Raw genomic sequence first — 17,415 nt, 5'->3', positions numbered from 1 at the left:
GGCGCCGTTGCTTGCACCTTCGTCGCCTACGCAACGGCGCCTGACCGGCGACCCGGCCGCGGACCGGCCACTTCGTGGCCGTCCCTCCCTAGGGGTCGGGAGTGCGGTGGTCGGGTTTTGGTGGAGCGTGGGAAGACGAGGACAGGCCGGGGGCGTGGTGTGGTTGTTGAAGATGGGGCCGGACCGGCGTGCACGGTGTGTCTGTTGGACACGGGGACAGGCCCGGCGTGCACGACCTGGCTGTTGAAGTTGGGGACAGACCGGCACGGTGTGATTGTTGAACACGTGGCAGGCCGGCGTGGCTGTTGAAGATGGGGCCGGGGCACGGGGTTTGGTTGGGTGTAATGACCAGGGCGGGGTCGGGTGGACGGTGCTGGGCGTGGGTGGGGGCGCTGCTCAGCGGAGCGGGCGGATGCCGGGGGTTCGGGGGTCGTTGCCTACGCAGGCCAGGATGGCGCAGCCGGGTGGGATGCTGGCGAAGGGGGCGGCCAGGGGTTGGTTGAGGCAGTCGAAGACGGTGCAGCCGGGGTAGGCGCCGGGGCCGATGCCGAAGACAGCCAACAGGATGTTGGCGTCGATAAGTTTGGCCGCGTCGAATTCGAGTGGGGGCTCTACGTAGGGTTCGGCGATCGGCACCTTCGTGTCGGTGATGGCGGCGAACAGGCGGCGGAAGAACTCGTGGGGCAGTTCTTCGGCGTGGGCGAGGACGCCGCTCGGGCCGTAGGCGGTCTGGTTGCCGAAGGGGCCGGTCCACATCACCGTCAGGTCCAGGCTCGGCAGGAAGAACACGTTCTGCAGGCCCAGCCCGGACATGAAATACGTGTCGTCGGGCAGGAAGTCAGGGGATTCGCCGCAGTTCGCGCCCAGCCAGAACAGGTAGCCGTAGCAGTGGTTCGCCTTCGACGGTGTGCGGGCCTTGCGCAGATAGTCCGAGGAGATCACCCGATCCGCGCCCCAGCGGCCGTCATTGGAGACGAGCAGCCCGATCTTGGCCAGATCGTTGGGCGGCAGCATGAGGTGGGCGTAGCCGTAGGTGTGGCCGGAACGGTCGCTGGCCCAGTAGTAGTCGCTGCGCGGGATGCCGAGCGGGTCGAACAATTCGCGCTGCGCGAACTGCTGGAGGGGTTCGCCGACGGCCAGTTCGATCACGTACGACAGCAGGTCGACATTGCGCTGGCTGTAGCTGAACGTGGTGCCGGGCGGGTTGGTCAACTCCACCGAGAGCGCCTGCACCGCCGAGTGCGGGTCGATCGGGATCACCGCGGTGATGCCCTCGGACAGCACGCCCACCTTCATGCCGGAGGTCTCCGTGAGCAGGTTCTCGACGGTGATCGAGCGATGGGCGGCGTCGCCGAGGCCGGGGGGCAGATAGCGGTCGATGGGGGCGGCGATGTCGATTTTGCCTTGGTCGGAGGCGATTCCGGTCAGCATCGACACCACCGACTTGGTGACACTCCAGATGTTCCACGGCGTATTGCCGGTCTCGTCGTTGCGCAGGCCCTCACCGACGAGGCAGTTGTGCCGGAAGATCTGGACGTTGAGCCGGTTGCGCGTGGCGGCGAACTGCAGTGCCGCTTCGAGTTTGGGGCCGTCGAGGCCGACCTGTTCGGGCTCGGCACGTTCCAGGTCGCGCTCGGAGGTCACCTCGCAGGTCGTGCTCGGGGCCGCGGCCACCGGTGCGGCGAACAAGCTCGCCGAAGCCAGCACTGCCGCGATCGTTCCTGCGAAAACGCTCGTGATGTGCCGCATGCGGGCGACAGTAGTCCGCGACACGCACCGTAACCCGTATAGCGTGGCCGCCGAACCCCTTATTCACCGGCATATTTCACCTCGTCGCAGCGCGGATCCCGTACACCGCCGCTCCGATCGCGAGCACGCCGAGCCCGGCCAGCACCGAACCGATCGGCAAGGCGAACCCGACCAGTACGCAACCCACCGCGCCGAGCACCGGAACCCAGCGCCGCGGCCTGCCCTCGGCGGCGGTCAGGGTGGCCGCCGACAGATTGGCGATGAGGTAGTACGCGAGCACCGCGAACGACGAGAACCCGATCGCCGCCCGCAGATCCACCGTCGCCGCCAGCGCCGCGACAACCACCCCGACCGCCAGCTCGGCCCGATGGGGGACGGCGTAGCGAGGATGTATCCGCGCCAGCGCTTTCGGTAGATGACCATCGCGCGCCATCGCCAGCGAAGTCCGCGACACCCCGAGGATCAGCGCCAGCAACGACCCCGCCGCCGCCAGCACCGCACCCACTCGCACCACAGGCGCGAGCCAACCCGCGCCCGCGGCCTCGACGACCTGCGCGAGTGGATCACGCGCCACCGCCAGCTCGCCCGACCCCAACGTCAGCAACGCGGCCACCGCCACCAGCGCGTACACCGCCAATGCCACCGCCAACGCGAGCACGATCGCCCGCGGAACAGTGCGCTCGGGCTCGCGCACTTCCTCACCGAGCGTGGCGATTCGGGCATATCCCGCGAACGCGAAGAACAACAACCCCGCCGCCTGCAACACTCCGTACGGCCCGATCTCCTTGTCGAGAACCATTGCCTCCGAATGACTCCCGCCGATCCCGACGGCGACAACCACCGCCAGCACCGCCAGCACCAGCCCCACGATCACCCGCGACGCCGCCGCCGACTTCTGCACCCCCACGTAGTTGATCCCCGTCACCGACACCACGGCCCCCACCGCCACCGCATGCGCCTGCTCGGGCCACGCGTAACTACCCACCGTCAACGCCATCGCCGCACACGACGCCGTCTTCCCGACTACGAACCCCCACCCGGCCAGGTACCCCCAGAACGCACCGAGTCGCTCCCGCCCGTACACGTATGTCCCCCCCGACACCGGATACAGCGCGGCCAACCGCGCCGAAGACATCGCATTGCACCAGGCGATCACCGCGGCCACCCCCAAGGCCACCAGCAGCCAAGACCCACCCACCCCCGCCGCGGGCCCCAACGCCGCGAAAATCCCGGCGCCCACCATCGCCCCCAACCCCACCATCACCGAATCCCCGAGCCCCAACCGCCGCCGCAACCGCCCGTCCGAAGTCATGGACCCATCCTCGAGGACGCGCGCGGGTCCCGCGACCCGGAAACGGCAAACGCCGCCAGGTCGATGAGGGTGACCTGGCGGCGTTCGAGTCGATGGGCCGCCTCGAGGACGGCCCGTCAGGGGTGCCGACGCCCCACAAGCGCCTCTCGGCGGGTGGTCGCTCGTAGCGACAAAGGGGTGAGGCCCGGGGCTGTTCGGACGTCGACAGTGTGTCCAACCGCGGCTGTCGGTGAACTATTCCGGCGGCCCGATGTGATGCGCACAACGCACGAGGCAGGTACGGCGATGCGCGTACCTGCCTCGTTGTCTCGGCTGGGCGAAGGGCCTGGTTCCGGGCCGTCCCGGGTTCGGTTGTCAGAGGGTCAGATGTTGCTGAACCAGTACAGAAGGCTTGCCAGCAACCAGACGATCGCGGTTTCCATCGTGCTCTCCTTGCGTCGGTACTTCCATCATCGCCGAAAAGCCCCGTTCGCCGACAAGTTGTTCTTAAGAAGCTCTAGAGACCGACACCGCATTGTTGCTTCAGACACCGGAACAACCGGGTCCGATCGGTCTCGAGGGGTGATCGGTCGGACCCGGCGGTGCAGACCAGAAGGTGGCTCTTCCAGACGCTGAAGGCGCACTGCCGACGGTAACCACACCGACGGGCTGGGCCGAGGATGTTCCATGACGTGTCGACGAGTATGCGGCCCGGGCCGGTCCGATCGAGGGGTGATCGGCCCGGCCGTTTGCGTATGGCCCGAATTCGGGTAAGTGTTGGGGGATGGTCGACATTGCGGAGCACGCCGACGCGCTCGACCGTGCCGAGGTGCGGCTGCGTGAAGAATTCGCGACGATGTTCGAGCTGGAGACGATCCACCGTGTCCTGCATTCCAGCTACGAGGATTTCGTCGCCCGGGCGACGGTGACGCTGTACCTACCGCTGCTCGCCGAGCGATTCGGACGCCAGCGCTTGCAGGCACTGGCCAAGATCGAAGGCAAGGTGGCCAAGCCGCGCCCGACCGTGCTGTTCCTGTGCACGCACAACGCGGGCCGCTCGCAGATGGCGCTCGGCTACTTCGAGGAGTTGGCGCTGGGTCGGGCGGTGGCCTGGTCGGGTGGGTCGGTGCCGAGCGGGCAGCTCAATCCGGCCGCGGTGGCGGTGATGGCGGAGGTCGGCGTCGACATCTCGCGCGAGTATCCGAAGCCGTGGACCGACGAGATCATCCGCGCCGCCGACGTGATCATCACGATGGGCTGCGGCGATACCTGTCCGCTGGTGCCCGGCGTGCGCTACGAGGAGTGGATCATCGAGGATCCGGCCGGGCTCGAGGTGGAGCACGTGCGGCCCATCCGCGACGACATCGGTCATCGCGTGACGGGCCTGCTCGCCGAACTCGGAATCGAGGTCACCGATCCCGTAGATACGCCACCCAGCTCCCGTACCGCGTGATGTCGGTGGCGGCGACCGCGGCGTCGTAGCTGCAAGCGAAGCCGGTCACCGCGCGCCCGTCCGACAGGTCGATGCTGGTCAATGCCATCGGCGGCGGTAGTTCGGCGAGGAATCGGCCGAGGCCCGCAGGGGAGACGAGGAACAGTTCACCGAGGATCGGCGCTCCCTGTCCGTCGCCATGGCGGACGAGTCCGGGTTTGGGCGGGGTGGTGTCGAGGGCGGTGAGTTGATAGGCATCGGTGGTGGTGATCTCGCCGGCGAAGCGGGCGCCGAGCTGCTCGAGTTGCCAGTGCAGGGGTTGGCCGCGTAGATGCGCGCCGAAAACCGCAAGGGGCACACCGGTTTCCACGAACAGTGGTGCCGGGGCGCCGGTGATGCGGGCGGCGAGGTCGACGGCGAGTTGGTCGGCGAAGGCGGGGACCACGACTGTCACGCCGAACGGGAGGCCGTCGGGGGTGGGCTGTCCGGGGATCGCGACGGCGGCGAGGTCGAGGAGGTTGCAGAAGTTCGTGTAGGTGCCCATGCGGCGGTTGATCGCGAGCGGGTCGGCTTCGACGTCGGCGATCGAGGGATGTTCGGTGGTGGTGGGGAGCAGGAGGCCGTCGAAATCGGCGAGCAGTGTTGTCGCGGTGGTACGGGCCCCGGCCAGGTAGTCCAGATCTCGCGCGAAAGATTGCGCGTCGAGTCCTTTTGCGGCGGTGATGATTCCGGCGACGGTGGGGTCGAGGCCTTCGGCGCCCTTGTCGACGAACTCGCCGACCGCGGCGTATCGCTGCGCAACAATCGCCCCGTCGTAGAGCAGGCGCGCCGCGTCCAGCAGCGGACTGATGTCGATTTCGGTGGTGTGTAGACCTCGGTCGTGCAGGGCCGCAACGGTGTCGGCGAATGCGGTGCGGTAGGCCGGACTCAGTGGCTCGAGGTCTTCGGGCCGGGGGATCGCGATCTCGGGCGTGGCGGCGGCCGCGAGGCGGACATCGGCGGGCCATACGCGGCTGCGCGGGTCTCGAGAATCTCTGCCCGCCATGACCTTCGCGGCGGTGACGGCCAGGTCGAGGTCGGCGGCGAAAACTGTGACCGCGTCATAGTCGGCGCAGGCCGGGACGACACCGTGAGCGGGGATCACCCCGAGAGTGGCCTTGATGCCGACGATGCCGTGCAGCGCCGCGGGCACCCGGCCCGAGCCCGCCGTATCGGTACCGATGGCGAGGTCGGCGATGCCGAGCGCGACCGCCGCCGCTGAACCCGAACTCGAACCCCCCGAGATCAATTCGGGACGATGAGCATTGCGGACGGCGCCGTACGGGCTGCGAGTGCCGACGAGGCCGGTGGCGAACTGGTCGAGATTGGTCTTGCCGAGCACCAGCGCGCCCGCCGCCATCAGTCGCCGCACGGCTTCGGCGGTTTCGGTGGCCACATAGGCGAATTCAGGGCAGGCGGCTGTGGTGGGCAGACCCGCCACATCGACGTTGTCCTTCACCGCGAGGAGCAGACCCGCCAGCGGCAGCTTCTCGCCCGCCGCGACACGGCGTTCCAGATCGACGGCTTCGGTCGCCAGAATCTCCTGCGAACGCAGCGTGATCCATACCTCGGGCCGTCGCACCTCGGCGATCCGTGCGTAGGCGGCGGCGACCCGCGCGGTCGGTGCTACAGACATCGTTCCTCTATTCACTCAGGGACATGGCGGCAACGGCACGCGAAATACGCTCGAGCACCACATCCAGCGAATCGCCGATGTGGGTGTGCAAGAGCCGCTGAGCCAGCACGAGGTCACCGGCGAGGACGGCGTCGAGAATGCCGAGGTGCTCGCTGATCGTGGTCTCGATGCGGTTGTTGATCATGAAGTCGTACATGCGCACGTGCCGGATCCGGGAGTTCACCGCGACCAGGGCGCGCACCATCTCGGCATTGCCCGCCGCGGTCAGCAGCGCGACATGGAACTCCTCGTCGACGACCACGAAACCCGGCTCCTTGGCGGGCGGATCGGCCCGCAGGGCCAGCCATCTCCGCTGCTCGGCGCGCAGCAGCGCTTCGTCGTGGGTGATCCGCGAGTCCGCCCGCACCCGCGTCATCCCACCCAGTTCCAGCGTCAGCCGCAGCTCGTAGAGATCGCGAATCCGCGCCACACTCGGCCGCACCGGACTGAACCCGAACTCCTCACGTTGCAGCAGCCCATCCGAGCAGAGCATGGTGAGCGCCTCCCGAACCGGCGTGCGCGAGATCCCGAACCTGGTCGACAGTTTCGGCTCGGTGAGGCGCTGCCCGAACCGGATGTCGCCGTTCATCAACTCTGCCCGCAACGTCGAATACACGACCTCACGCAACGGCCTCCCCGAGCCGCCGCCCGGCGCATCCACCCTTGTCGACATGGGTGTATACGCTATCGATCGCTAATTTCTATCAAGTGACAGAAAGTAAGCGCCATGTTATCGCTCGCTCACACCGACACCCACACCACACAGAGCCACGACCCCACCCCGGACAAGCGAAGAGCCCCTGATCAGTGAACTGATCAGGGGCTCTTCTGTGTCTCAACCAACACGTCGGGGTGACAGGATTTGAACCTGCGACCTCTTCGTCCCGAACGAAGCGCGCTACCAAGCTGCGCCACACCCCGTGAGGCGAACCTGAAGTAGCTTACAACGTGGGGTCGGGAAACGTTAAATTGGCTGGTCAGGTGGGGGCTAGTCGAGGGCTCTGACGGTGCTGAAGATGCGTTTGGCCGCGGCGGCGTCGATGGCGTCGGGGACGCCGGTGTCGGCGATCATGACCATGACGAAGCTGCCGTCCTTGGTGCCTGTGAAGGCGAAGGTGTAGACGGAGAAGGTCGAGGCGCAGCCGGGCTTGGGGGTGGGGACGGTGCCGGTGGTCTCGGTGAACATGCCCTCGGTTTTGCCGTCCATCGACTTCAGGGGCTGGGCGGGGCCGGGAGTGCCCTTGGCGCCCTGATAGGCGAGGGGGGCGGCTTTGGTGCCGAGCTCGGCGCCCGCGGCGGCGTGGTCGGCGTTCTTGGAACCGGTGAGCAGCGACAGGGTGCGGGTGGAGTTGGGGCAGTAGTCGCGGCCGTCGGAGGCGTAGCCCTTGCCGATCACGGAGTCGCCGGGGGGTTCGCCGACACCGCCGATGGTGGTTTCGGTGGCGACTTTCCAACTCGGCGGCACATCGTAGGCCGCGCCACGGTCGGGGGAGGCGACGACCTGGTAGCCCTCGATGAGTGGCTTGCGGTCCGACGCGGCGCCCGAGGGGGAGGGGGAAGTCGTGCTGGGTTCGGTCTTTCCCGACGAGGTCGGACCGGGGGTGGTGGACAGGGCGCTGACCATCGACGGGGTGGCGCCCGTGGCGGTGGTCGGTGCGTCGTCGCCGCGGGTCAGCGCGACCGCGGTGATCGTGCCGCCGACCAGGAGCAGCGTCGCGACACCCGCCGCCGCCCAGATCACCGCTTTGCCGCCGGACTTGCGGCCGGGCGGGACGGGTTGGCCGTAGGACTGGATGCCTTGGTGCTCGAGCGGGGGGATTTCGCCGTACTGCGGCGGCTGCTGCCAACCCGGCGTGCCACCCCCGGTCGGAGCGGCCTGCCCCGCGGGTGCACCCCACGGCTGCTGACCGGGCTGGTGCGGACCGCCGGCACCCCACTGCGGTGGGGGAGCGCCCCACTGACCCGGAGGCTGTTGTCCGGCAAGAGGGTTCATCCCGGGCTGCCACTGCTGGTTCGAAACCGGTTGTCCAGCGGCCGGGTTGGACGCGGGGCCGGGATGAACCGGTCCGCCCGGCGGGGGACCTCCGGCGTGCCACTGCCGACCAGCAGGCTGTTGTCCTACCGAAGGATTCGAGCCGGGGTGCCATGGTTGATCCGAACCCGGCTGCCCGACAGACGGATTCGCTCCGGGCCAGGGTGACGGCTGACGGAGCTGGGTGAGGTCAGCCTGTCCTGGCGGCGGAACCTGTTGTCCAGCAGGAGGGTTGGCGGCACTCTGCCAATCCTGCGGACCCGCCGGTGCCCACGAGGTCGGCTCCGGAAGGCCGGGAGGTGGGCCGGATCCGTCCCAACGCAGGGTCGGGGGGAGGCCGGTGCTCCCCGGCGTCCACACCGCAGTGGGATCAGGTGCGCCCGGATTCGGTTGCCCTGTGGTCGGCTCCGGCGAACCCGGCCGCTGCCACTGCGAGTCGGGCTGGTTCGGTGCGCCCGGCCCGCCGTGGACGGTCGGGTCGTCGGGCCGGTCGTCGGATCCACTGCTCACGGTCGTCTCCTGGGACACCTCAATGACACTCCTCGTTCGGAGCCAGACCCTAGCGGGCGACGGCCTCCGAGGTCGAAATGCCGAAACCGGCGTCGGCGGAGGGCCGCTTGGGCTGGGCGCCGACCAACGTGAGCAACGTGGCCTCGGGCCGGCAGCAGAAGCGGTAGGGCGCCCACGGGGAGGTGCCGATTCCCGCCGAGACGTGCAGCTGGGTGTGCTCGCCCCACTGGGAGGCGCCCTTCACCCGGGACTTGTCGATCCCGCAGTTGGTGACCAACGCGCCGTAACCGGGAACGACCAGCTGCCCGCCGTGCGTGTGACCGGCCAGCACCAGGTCGTAGCCGTCTTCGGCGAAGCGATCGAGCACGCGCGGCTCGGGCGAATGGGTGACACCGATGCTCAGCTGAGCAAGCTGGTTCGGCGCGCCTGCGACCGTGTCGTAGCGGTCGCGCTGCAGGTGCGGATCGTCGACGCCGGCACTGGCGATGCGAATGCCCGCCACCTCGAGGTCGCGCCGGGTGTGGGTCAGGTCGAGCCAGCCGCGTTCGGTGAATGCCGCGCGCAGGTCCTTCCACGGCAGCGGATCACCATAGACGCGGCGATGATCTTTCTTGAAATACTTCAGCGGATTCTTCGGGACCGGCGCGAAATAGTCATTCGAACCGAACACGAACAAGCCTGGTCGGGCCAGCAGCGCACCGAGGGATTGCACCACGGCGGGCACGGCCTTGGGATGGGAAAGATTATCGCCGGTATTCACGACCAGGTCGGGTTCGAGCCGGTCGAGTTCGCGCAGCCACTGCTGTTTGAGCTGCTGCCCCGGCATCATGTGCAGGTCGCTGACGTGCAGAATGCGCAACGTCGGCGACCCGGGCGCGAGCACCGGCATCGTGGCCTCGCGCAGGACGAACGCGTTCCGTTCGATCAGCGTGGCGTAGCCGATCCCTGCGACGGCGGCCCCGGCGGCTCCCAACGCGGTTCGGCGGACAGCGGACGTCGAGATAACGGGCATTTGCCCAGCATAGGCGACCCCCTCCCGGATCGGCGCGTGTGTTTCCGCACAAACGGTCGGAATTTTCTCGGCCCGCCCGATTCTGGACTGCGCGGGAGGGACTACGAAGGGAAGAGTTACCGCGCACCGGCGCGAAGGCGGTCGCGAAGGAAATGTGATGGGCCTGCGCAGAGCGAACGACTACGGTAAACCGCATGTCGGAACTGAAAGCCAAGCTGCGCGCGGATATGACCTCCGCGATGAAAGCCAAGGACAAACTGCGTCTCGCGACCCTGCGGATGCTGCTCGCCGCTATCCAGAACTCCGAGGTCTCCGGTACGGAGGCGCGCGAACTCTCCGATACCGATGTCATGGCGCTGTTGCAGAAGGAAGCGAAGAAGCGCAACGAGGCGGCCGTGATCTACGAGCAGAACGGTCGCGGCGAACTGGCCGCGAACGAGCGCGCCGAGGAACAGATCATCGAGGAGTACCTGCCGACCCAGCTCGACGAGGCAGAGGTGGCCCAGGTCGCCGATACCGCGATCGCCCAGGTCGCCGAGCAGCTCGGTGAGCGGCCGGGGATGAAGCAGATGGGTCAGGTCATGAAGGTCGCCACGGCGCTCGCCGACGGCAAGGCCGATGGTTCGCGCCTGTCCGCCGCGGTCAAAGCCAGGCTCTGAAACCGACAATGGCCGCTGTCCGAATCGGACGGCGGCCATTGTCGTGTGATCAGCGCGGCACCGGGATGGGGATCGGTGGCAGGCGCGGAATCTGCGGCAGCCCCGGCATCACCGGTGCGGGCGCGGCGGGCGGGGGAGTGGTCGGCGCGGGCACGCGGACGGAGCCGTCACTGATGTAGATCGTGACCACCGAGCCCGGAATGGCCGAGCCGTTCGGCGAACTGCCCATCACCGTGCCCTTGGCCTGCGAACCGGCACCGGTCACCGCCGAGACCTGGAAGCCCGCGCCGGACAGGATCGAGGTGGCCTCGCCCTGCGACTTGCCCGCGACATCGGGGACCTGGGAGTTGTTCGCGCCACGGACGTACTTGTCGTCCACCGGCGGTAGGCTCGGCGGCGGATACCGGTCCATCAGCGGCTTGATGGCGTTGAACCAGGTGCGGGCCGGTTCGTTACCGCCGAACAGGCCGGAGGCGTCACTGGCCCCACAGTTGCGCAGCGGGAACGAGCAGATCTCGCCGGGGGTCGGGCTGTCGCCGTAGACGTAGACCGACGAGGCCAGCGAGTTGGTGAAGCCGAGGAACGCCGAGGAGCGGTGGCTCTCGGTGGTACCCGTCTTGCCCGACATCGGCGCGGCCCAACCCGCGGCACGCGCTGCGCCCGCGGCGGTACCGCTGGTGTCGTCCTTGCTCATCGCGTTGGCGAGGGTGTTGGCCAGACCGGGGTCGACCACCTGCTCGCAGGCCTGCTGGGTGAGCGGGACGGTCTTGCCACTGCGGTCGACGACTTCCTTGATGGGCGAAGGCGGGCACCATTTGCCGCCCGAGCCCAGCGTGGCGGCCACATTCGTCAGCTCGAGCGGGTTGATCGCGAACGGGCCGAGGGTGAACGAGCCCATGTTGTTGTTCTTGATGTGGTCGGCCAGGCTCGTGTTGCCGTGGCCGGAGGTGCCGGGTTCGGTGTAGGACCGCATGCCGAGGCGCACCGCCATGTCCACCGCGGCCGAGACCCCCACGTCCTGGATCATCTTCACGAACGTGGTGTTGGGCGAGGTCGCGAGCGCGTCGGTCACCGACATCGATCCGGGGTAATTGCCCGCGTTCTTGACACACCACGAGTCGGCCGGGCAACCCGGTGAGTTCGAGTAGCCCATGCCCCTGGCCGCGTAGGTACTCGGCACGTCCACCTGTGCGGCGATGCCGAGGCCCTTCTCCATCGCGGCGGCGGTGGTGAACAGCTTGAAGATCGAGCCGGCGCCGTCACCGGCCATCGAGTAGGGCTGGCCGAGCAGCGTCTCGTTGGCGTCGCGGTTGAGGCCGTACGTGCGGCTCGACGCCATCGCGAGCACGGGGTGCGAATCCTGACCCGGCGCGACCACCGACATGACCTCGGCGATGTTGTCGAGGTTGGGGTCGGCCTGCTCGTTCACCGAACGCTTCACCGATTCCTGCAGCACCGGATCGAGGGTGGTCCTGATCAGGTAGCCGCCCTTGTCGATCTGCTCGCGGCTGATCCCGGCCTCGGCCAGGTACTGCAGCGCGTAGTCGCAGAAGAAGCCCTTGTCGTTGGCGGAGATGCACCCGCGCGGCAGGCCCTTGGGCTCGGGCAGCACGCCCAGCGGTTCGGCCTTGGCCTTGCGGAACTCCTCCGCCCGGTGCGGGATGTTCTGGATCAGCGTGTCGAGCACGGTGTTGCGGCGGTCGGTCACGCCCTGGACGTTGGTGTACGGGTTCAGCTTGGAGCTGGACTGCACCATGCCCGCCAGCATCGCCGACTGCGTGATGTCGAGCTGGGACGCGTCGATGCCGAAGTAGGTCTGCGCGGCGTCCTGGATGCCGTAGGAACCGTTACCGAAGGGCACCAGGTTCAGGTAGCGGGTGAGGATCTCGTCCTTGCTCAGCTCGCGGTCGAGCGTGAGCGCCATCCGGATCTCGCGCAGCTTGCGCGCCGGGGTCGTCTCGATCGCGGCGCGGCGTTCGGCGTCGGTCTTGGCGACCACGAGCAGGTTGAAGTTCTTCACGTACTGCTGGTCCAGGGTCGAGGCACCCTGCTGCACCGCGCCGGAGGACGTGTTGGTGAGGAACGCGCGCAGCGTGCCCTGCCAGTCCACGCCCTTGTGATCGGCGAAGCGCTTGTCCTCGATGGACACGATCGCCAGCTTCATGTTGTTGGAGATGCGATCGCTGGGCACCTCGAAGCGACGTTGCTCGTAGAGCCACGCCAGCGGCGCGCCGTTCGCGTCGACCATGGTCGACACGGCGGGGACAGTGCCCTCCACCAGTTCGGCGGAGACATTGTCGACGGCGTCGGCGGCGCGGTTGGAGATGAACCCGAATCCACCGGCCAGGGGGAACAGCAGCCCAGCGACAAGCACGGCGGCCAGCGCGCAGCTGCCGGCCAGCCTCGCAAGCGTTTGAGTGATCGGCACGAGCCCCAGCCTAAAGGGTGCGGCCGCAGCCGCGTTCCTCAGTCTTTTCCCGCACGGCCGCGGCGATTGCGGAGCTACGTCGGGAGGGCGGCGCGGAGAGGTTCACGGCCGTGCTGCGCGACGTGAAATGTCCGGGTGGTGCCAGGGGGGTTGCTCGGGCGTGTCAACAAAATGATCACATCGGCGTGTCGCGACCGGCCACGCCGGTGATCAGCACTACTGCCCGCTTCTGGCCCGATTTGAATGGACGGCCGTACCAAAAAATCGGGGGGTGGTCTTGCGTAACCGCCATACCTTTACCTAGATTGAGAACCCAGTGTGATAGAGCTAACACTCAAAGTGGAATGTGGTGCGGACCGCAGCGGTAGTTGGGTTGCTGTGATCCGCGCTCGCGATTCTGGAGCGCCGCACAACGGTGTTCGGACTGCAAAGGGGCACATCAAATGCACATCACAACCCCCATCGCTCGACTGGATGTAGAGCAGGCCGAGGCAAGGATCGCTTGGGTTGCCCAGGCGCGATGCAAGGAAGTGGACCCTGATCAGCTGTTCGTTCGCGGTGCGGCTCAGCGCAAGGCGGCAACGATCTGCCGTCACTGCCCGGTGCTGATGCAGTGTGGTGCCGATGCGCTCGACAACCGGGTCGAGTTCGGTGTGTGGGGCGGGATGACCGAGCGGCAGCGACGTGCGCTGCTCAAACAGCATCCCGACGTGACCTCGTGGGCGGAGTTCTTCAATGCCCAGAGGCAGCACCAGGTGGCGATCTAGCAGGCGAGACCGGACCGTTATCACACACGGCGCCGAGACCGCGGGGTTTGCGGAATCGGCGCCGTTCGTCGGTGTTACCGGATTGTGAGCTATAGCGGATTTGTCTGAATCGATCAGGCGGAAGCCGGGGTTCCGGCCAGCTGATCGCCGACGGCACGCAGTGCTTCCAGGTCGGATACCTCGAAGGGCAGCGCCGTCACCGAGACGATCTTCACGCGCGGATGCGCGCCGGTGAAACGATGCAGCAGCCGTCGCTCCCTGGCCGCCGTCGACACCCGATCGGCGTGGATGCGCAGCACCGACGCGGTGAGCGGGTCGGAATCGGCCAACTGGTCCGCCGCGGTCAGCGCGTGGTCACCGGACAGCCCCGACAGCGTGGGGTGCGTCCGGTTCAGCACCAGGCCGGCCAGCGGCATCTGCTCGGTCGAGAGCCGGTCGACGAAGAACGACGCCTCGCGCAGCGCGTCCGGCTCGGGCGCCGCGACCACCAGGAAGTGGGTGCCCGGCTGCGACAGCATCGCGAAGGTGCGCTCGGCGCGGTCCTGGAATCCACCGAACAGCGATTCCAGCGACTGCAGGAACGTCGAGGCGTCCTTGAGCAGCTGCCCGCCGACGATGGTCGACACCCCCCGCATCGCCAGGCTCATCGCTCCGGTGACGATCCGGCCGACGCCACGCCCCGGCGCCATGATCAACCGGATCATCTTGCCGTTGAGGAACGTGCCGAGCCGCTTGGGCGCGTCGAGGAAGTCCAGCGCGTTGCGCGAGGGCGGAGTGTCGACCACGATCAGGTCCCACTCCTTGCGCGCGGCCAGCTGGCCGAGCTTCTCCATCGCCATGTACTCCTGGGTGCCACCGAACGACGACGCCACCGTCTGATAGATCGGATTGGCGAAGATCTGCTCGGCCTTGTCCGCGCTGGTGTGCTCGAGCACCATGTCGTCGAAGGTGCGACGCATGTTCAGCATCATCGCGTGCAACTCGCCGGGCACCTCGGGACCGAGTTCGACGCGCTGCGGTGAGTTGTCCAGCGCGGCCACACCCAGCGACTGCGCCAGCCTGCGTGCCGGATCGATGGTCAGCACCACCACTTTGCGCCCCGATTCGGCCGCTCGCAGCGCGATCGACGCCGCGGTGGTGGTCTTGCCGACTCCGCCGGACCCGCAGCACACGATCACCCGGGCCTGCGGGTCGGCGATGATCTGCGAAACATCCAGCGCAGGCGGGGTGGAAACGTGCTCGCTCATCGGACTCCCTGCGCGGATAGCTGTTCGGCCAATTCGTAGAGGCCGCCCAGGTCGATGCCGTCGCCGAGGGCGGGCAGCGACAACTGGGGGACATCGATCTGCGCCAGTTCGACGGCACTCGCGTTCTGCGCGGTGAGCACGGTCGCGTGGTCGACTGTTTCGGCGATCAGGCCGTCGAAGTCCGGTTCGGACAGGGTGATTCCGGCCTTCGCCAGGCCGGCGGCGACGGCGGCGGTGTCGAGTTCGCCCGCCACGGCCACGTCGCGCTGGGTCGGGTCGAGTGCGGCGGTGGCCGCCCGGTTGACGATCACCGTGCCGATCCGCAGATCGTCGGCGGTGAGCTCGGCGATCGCGTCGGCGGTCTCCTGCACCGGCAGCGCCTCGAGCAGCGTCACCAGGTGGATCATCGTCTGATCGGAGTGCAGCAGCGAGGACACGCCCTCGGCCTGCGAGGCGATCGGGCCGCCCTTGGCGATCTCGGCCATGGCCGTGGTCACGTCGAGGAAGCCGGCGATCCGGCCCGTCGGCGGCGCGTCGACGACGATGTCGTCATAGGCGGGCTTGCCGTCCTTGCCGACCCGGACCACGCATTCTTTGATCTTGCCGGTGAGGATCACATCGCGCAGGCCCGGCGCGATCGTGGTGACGAACTCGATGGCGCCCATCCGGCGCATCGCCCGGCCCGCGAAGCCGAGGTTGTAGAACATGTCGAGGTACTCGAGAAACGCGTACTCGATGTCGAGTGCCAGCGCCGTGACCTCGCCACCGCCGTCGGCGCTGGCGATATGGGTCTCGGTGGGTGGCAATGGTGGCCGGTCGAACAACTGCGCGATGGACTGGCGGCTCTCGACCTCGACCAGCAGCACTTTGCGTCCCCCCGCGGCGAGCGCGAGGGCGAGTGCGGCCGAAACGGTCGACTTGCCGGTGCCCCCCTTGCCGGTCACATAGTGCAAGCGCGCTTTGGCCGCGCGCTGTGGCCATCCGGTCGACGGCTCGGGAACCGACGAAACCGGCTCTACTGTTGGTGCTCCCACGTGGCCGAGCCTATAACCCGTTTCGCCCAGCCGTTCGGGGTGAGCCCTAAACTCACACCATGAGTGAAGTCACCCTGTGGGAGTACGCGACCGTGCCGCTGTTGACGCACGCGACCAAGCAGATCCTCGACCAGTGGGGGTCCGACGGCTGGGAGCTGGTTTCGGTGCTGCCCGGACCGACCGGCGAACAGCACGTCGCCTACCTGAAGCGGCGGAAGTAATCGTGGCCACCGCGTGGAAGGACGCGCTCGACCGGCTCGGTGTCACGCTGCCGCCGGTCGCCGCGCCTGTCGCGGCCTACATCCCCGCCGTGCGCACCGGTTCGCTGGTGTACACCTCCGGCCAACTGCCCTTCGTCGACGGTGAACTGTCGGCGGTCGGCAAGGTCGGGGCCGAGGTGGACGTGGAGCAGGCCAAGGAGGCCGCTCGGCTGTGCGCGCTCAACGCGCTCGCGGCCGTGCACGATCTGGTCGGGCTCGACCAGGTGGTACGGATCGTGAAGGTCGTCGGTTTCGTCGCCTCGGCGCCGGGATTCGGTGATCAGCCGATCGTGATCAACGGCGCGTCGGAATTCCTCGGTGAGGTCTTCGGCGAGGCGGGCGTGCACGCGCGCTCGGCGGTCGGGGTCTCGGAACTGCCCAAGAACACTCCCGTCGAAGTGGAATTGATCGTCGAGGTCGGATAGGCAGCCGTCATGGCACTGGAACATCCCGCGTACGGCCAGGTCAGGCAGGTCACCGCGACGGCATCGGTCCTGCTGGCCGACAACCCCGGCCAGATGACGCTCGACGGAACCAACACCTGGCTGTTGCGCGGCCCGGACAGCGACGCGTTCGTGGTCGTCGATCCGGGACCGAAGGACAAGAAGCACACCGCCGACATCGTCGAGGCCACCGGCGGCCGGATCGCGCTGACCCTGATCACCCATCACCACCCCGATCACACCGGCGGCATCGATCACCTGGTGAAAGCCACCGGGACGCCGGTGCGTGCGGTGGACCCGAAGTACCTGCGCGGTGCGGTCGAGCCGTTGGCCGACGGTGAGGTGATCGAGGCCGCCGGCCTGCGGATCACGGTGCTCGGCACACCGGGGCACACCACCGATTCGGTGAGCCTGCTGCTCGACGACGCGGTGGTCACCGGTGACACCGTCCTCGGCCGTGGCACCACGGTGCTCGAATCCGCGCCGGGCGCGCTGGCAGGCTTCCTCGCGTCACTTCAGAAGCTGCGAGAGCTGGGCGCGGGCAAGGCGCTACTGCCCGCGCACGGGCCAGATCATGCCGATGCGGCACCGGTGGTGCAGTACTACCTCGACCATCGGCGCGAGCGGCTCGACCAGGTGCGGGCCGCGCTGGACGAACTCGGTTCCGACGCGGGCGCTCTCGCCGTGGTCCGCAAGGTCTACGCCGATGTGGACAAGCGGTTGTGGCCCGCTGCGCGCAGTTCCGTGCGGGCGCAGCTGGAATATCTGCGGGCCGAACAGCACTGATCCGCACTCGATCGCCGTCAGCTCCGTCGGCGATCGAGCGCGTGTCCGGGC

At 67.9% G+C, this 17,415-nt stretch carries 15 protein-coding genes and 1 tRNA gene; 6 read left to right on the top strand and 10 right to left on the bottom strand.

The annotated features are described in order from the left end of the window. Positions 1-396: 396 nt before the first annotated feature. A complete protein-coding gene (locus ACFWUR_RS20275; protein ID WP_378908771.1) occupies positions 397-1,749 on the bottom strand; it encodes a serine hydrolase domain-containing protein in 1,353 nt (450 codons plus the stop codon). A 76-nt stretch (positions 1,750-1,825) separates the two neighbouring features. After that, positions 1,826-3,061, bottom strand: a complete 1,236-nt coding sequence (locus ACFWUR_RS20270) for an APC family permease (protein ID WP_378908769.1) — start codon at positions 3,059-3,061, stop codon at positions 1,826-1,828. A gap of 763 nt (positions 3,062-3,824) precedes the next feature. Between ACFWUR_RS20270 and ACFWUR_RS20265 the strand changes: the two genes are divergently transcribed. After that, the gene (locus ACFWUR_RS20265; protein WP_378908768.1) at positions 3,825-4,493 is read left to right on the top strand and encodes an arsenate reductase ArsC; all 669 of its coding nucleotides are present in this window, start codon (positions 3,825-3,827) and stop codon (positions 4,491-4,493) included. Here the strand turns inward: ACFWUR_RS20265 and atzF are convergent. From atzF to ACFWUR_RS20240, 5 genes are all read right to left on the bottom strand, one after another. Then, positions 4,450-6,147 carry an allophanate hydrolase gene (gene atzF, locus ACFWUR_RS20260; protein ID WP_378908767.1) on the bottom strand — a complete coding sequence of 566 codons (1,698 nt, stop codon included), beginning with the start codon at positions 6,145-6,147 and terminating at the stop codon, positions 4,450-4,452. The genes ACFWUR_RS20265 and atzF overlap by 44 nt on opposite strands. A gap of 7 nt (positions 6,148-6,154) precedes the next feature. After that, positions 6,155-6,859 carry a GntR family transcriptional regulator gene (locus tag ACFWUR_RS20255; RefSeq protein ID WP_378908766.1) on the bottom strand — a complete coding sequence of 235 codons (705 nt, stop codon included), beginning with the start codon at positions 6,857-6,859 and terminating at the stop codon, positions 6,155-6,157. Positions 6,860-7,033: 174 nt separating this feature from the next. Continuing rightward, positions 7,034-7,107, bottom strand: a tRNA-Pro gene (locus tag ACFWUR_RS20250). Positions 7,108-7,174: 67 nt separating this feature from the next. Continuing rightward, on the bottom strand, positions 7,175-8,179 hold the full coding sequence (locus tag ACFWUR_RS20245; protein WP_378908764.1) for a hypothetical protein: 1,005 nt from the start codon (positions 8,177-8,179) through the stop codon (positions 7,175-7,177). Between the two features lie 598 nt (positions 8,180-8,777). Beyond that, complete coding sequence (locus ACFWUR_RS20240; protein WP_378908763.1) at positions 8,778-9,740, bottom strand: metallophosphoesterase; 963 nt, start codon at positions 9,738-9,740, stop codon at positions 8,778-8,780. Between the two features lie 194 nt (positions 9,741-9,934). On the opposite strand from ACFWUR_RS20240, the gene ACFWUR_RS20235 reads away from it, so the two are divergent. Further along, positions 9,935-10,399, top strand: a complete 465-nt coding sequence (locus ACFWUR_RS20235) for a GatB/YqeY domain-containing protein (protein ID WP_378908762.1) — start codon at positions 9,935-9,937, stop codon at positions 10,397-10,399. A gap of 49 nt (positions 10,400-10,448) precedes the next feature. Here ACFWUR_RS20235 and ACFWUR_RS20230 read toward each other — a convergent pair whose 3' ends face one another. Next, positions 10,449-12,827, bottom strand: coding sequence for a penicillin-binding protein (locus tag ACFWUR_RS20230; protein ID WP_378908760.1), 2,379 nt, complete (start codon positions 12,825-12,827; stop codon positions 10,449-10,451). 443 nt (positions 12,828-13,270) lie between these two features. Between ACFWUR_RS20230 and ACFWUR_RS20225 the strand changes: the two genes are divergently transcribed. Beyond that, positions 13,271-13,594, top strand: coding sequence for a WhiB family transcriptional regulator (locus ACFWUR_RS20225; protein ID WP_056821932.1), 324 nt, complete (start codon positions 13,271-13,273; stop codon positions 13,592-13,594). A 113-nt stretch (positions 13,595-13,707) separates the two neighbouring features. Here ACFWUR_RS20225 and ACFWUR_RS20220 read toward each other — a convergent pair whose 3' ends face one another. Both ACFWUR_RS20220 and ACFWUR_RS20215 read right to left on the bottom strand, forming a co-directional pair. Continuing rightward, positions 13,708-14,841 carry an ArsA family ATPase gene (locus tag ACFWUR_RS20220; protein WP_378908759.1) on the bottom strand — a complete coding sequence of 378 codons (1,134 nt, stop codon included), beginning with the start codon at positions 14,839-14,841 and terminating at the stop codon, positions 13,708-13,710. Beyond that, positions 14,838-15,875 (bottom strand): ArsA family ATPase, encoded by a 1,038-nt coding sequence (locus tag ACFWUR_RS20215; protein WP_378908758.1) that lies wholly within the window; start codon positions 15,873-15,875, stop codon positions 14,838-14,840. The genes ACFWUR_RS20220 and ACFWUR_RS20215 overlap by 4 nt, the downstream gene beginning before the upstream one ends. Positions 15,876-15,934: 59 nt before the next feature. On the opposite strand from ACFWUR_RS20215, the gene ACFWUR_RS20210 reads away from it, so the two are divergent. From ACFWUR_RS20210 to ACFWUR_RS20200, 3 genes are read left to right on the top strand one after another with little or no spacing between them, the layout of a single operon-like run. Further along, positions 15,935-16,096: a hypothetical protein gene (locus ACFWUR_RS20210; RefSeq protein WP_378599499.1), complete on the top strand. Its 162-nt coding sequence runs from the start codon at positions 15,935-15,937 to the stop codon at positions 16,094-16,096. 2 nt (positions 16,097-16,098) lie between these two features. Next, positions 16,099-16,560 (top strand): RidA family protein, encoded by a 462-nt coding sequence (locus ACFWUR_RS20205; RefSeq protein WP_378908756.1) that lies wholly within the window; start codon positions 16,099-16,101, stop codon positions 16,558-16,560. A gap of 9 nt (positions 16,561-16,569) precedes the next feature. Then, entirely contained in the window at positions 16,570-17,364 is a 795-nt protein-coding gene (locus ACFWUR_RS20200) for an MBL fold metallo-hydrolase (RefSeq protein WP_378908755.1), read from the top strand. Positions 17,365-17,415: the final 51 nt, after the last annotated feature.

It is taken from the genome of Nocardia sp. NPDC058633, assembly GCF_042717045.1.
In the GTDB taxonomy this organism is placed as follows: Bacteria; Actinomycetota; Actinomycetes; order Mycobacteriales; family Mycobacteriaceae; genus Nocardia.
This window is presented reverse-complemented; position numbering and strand designations above follow the sequence as displayed.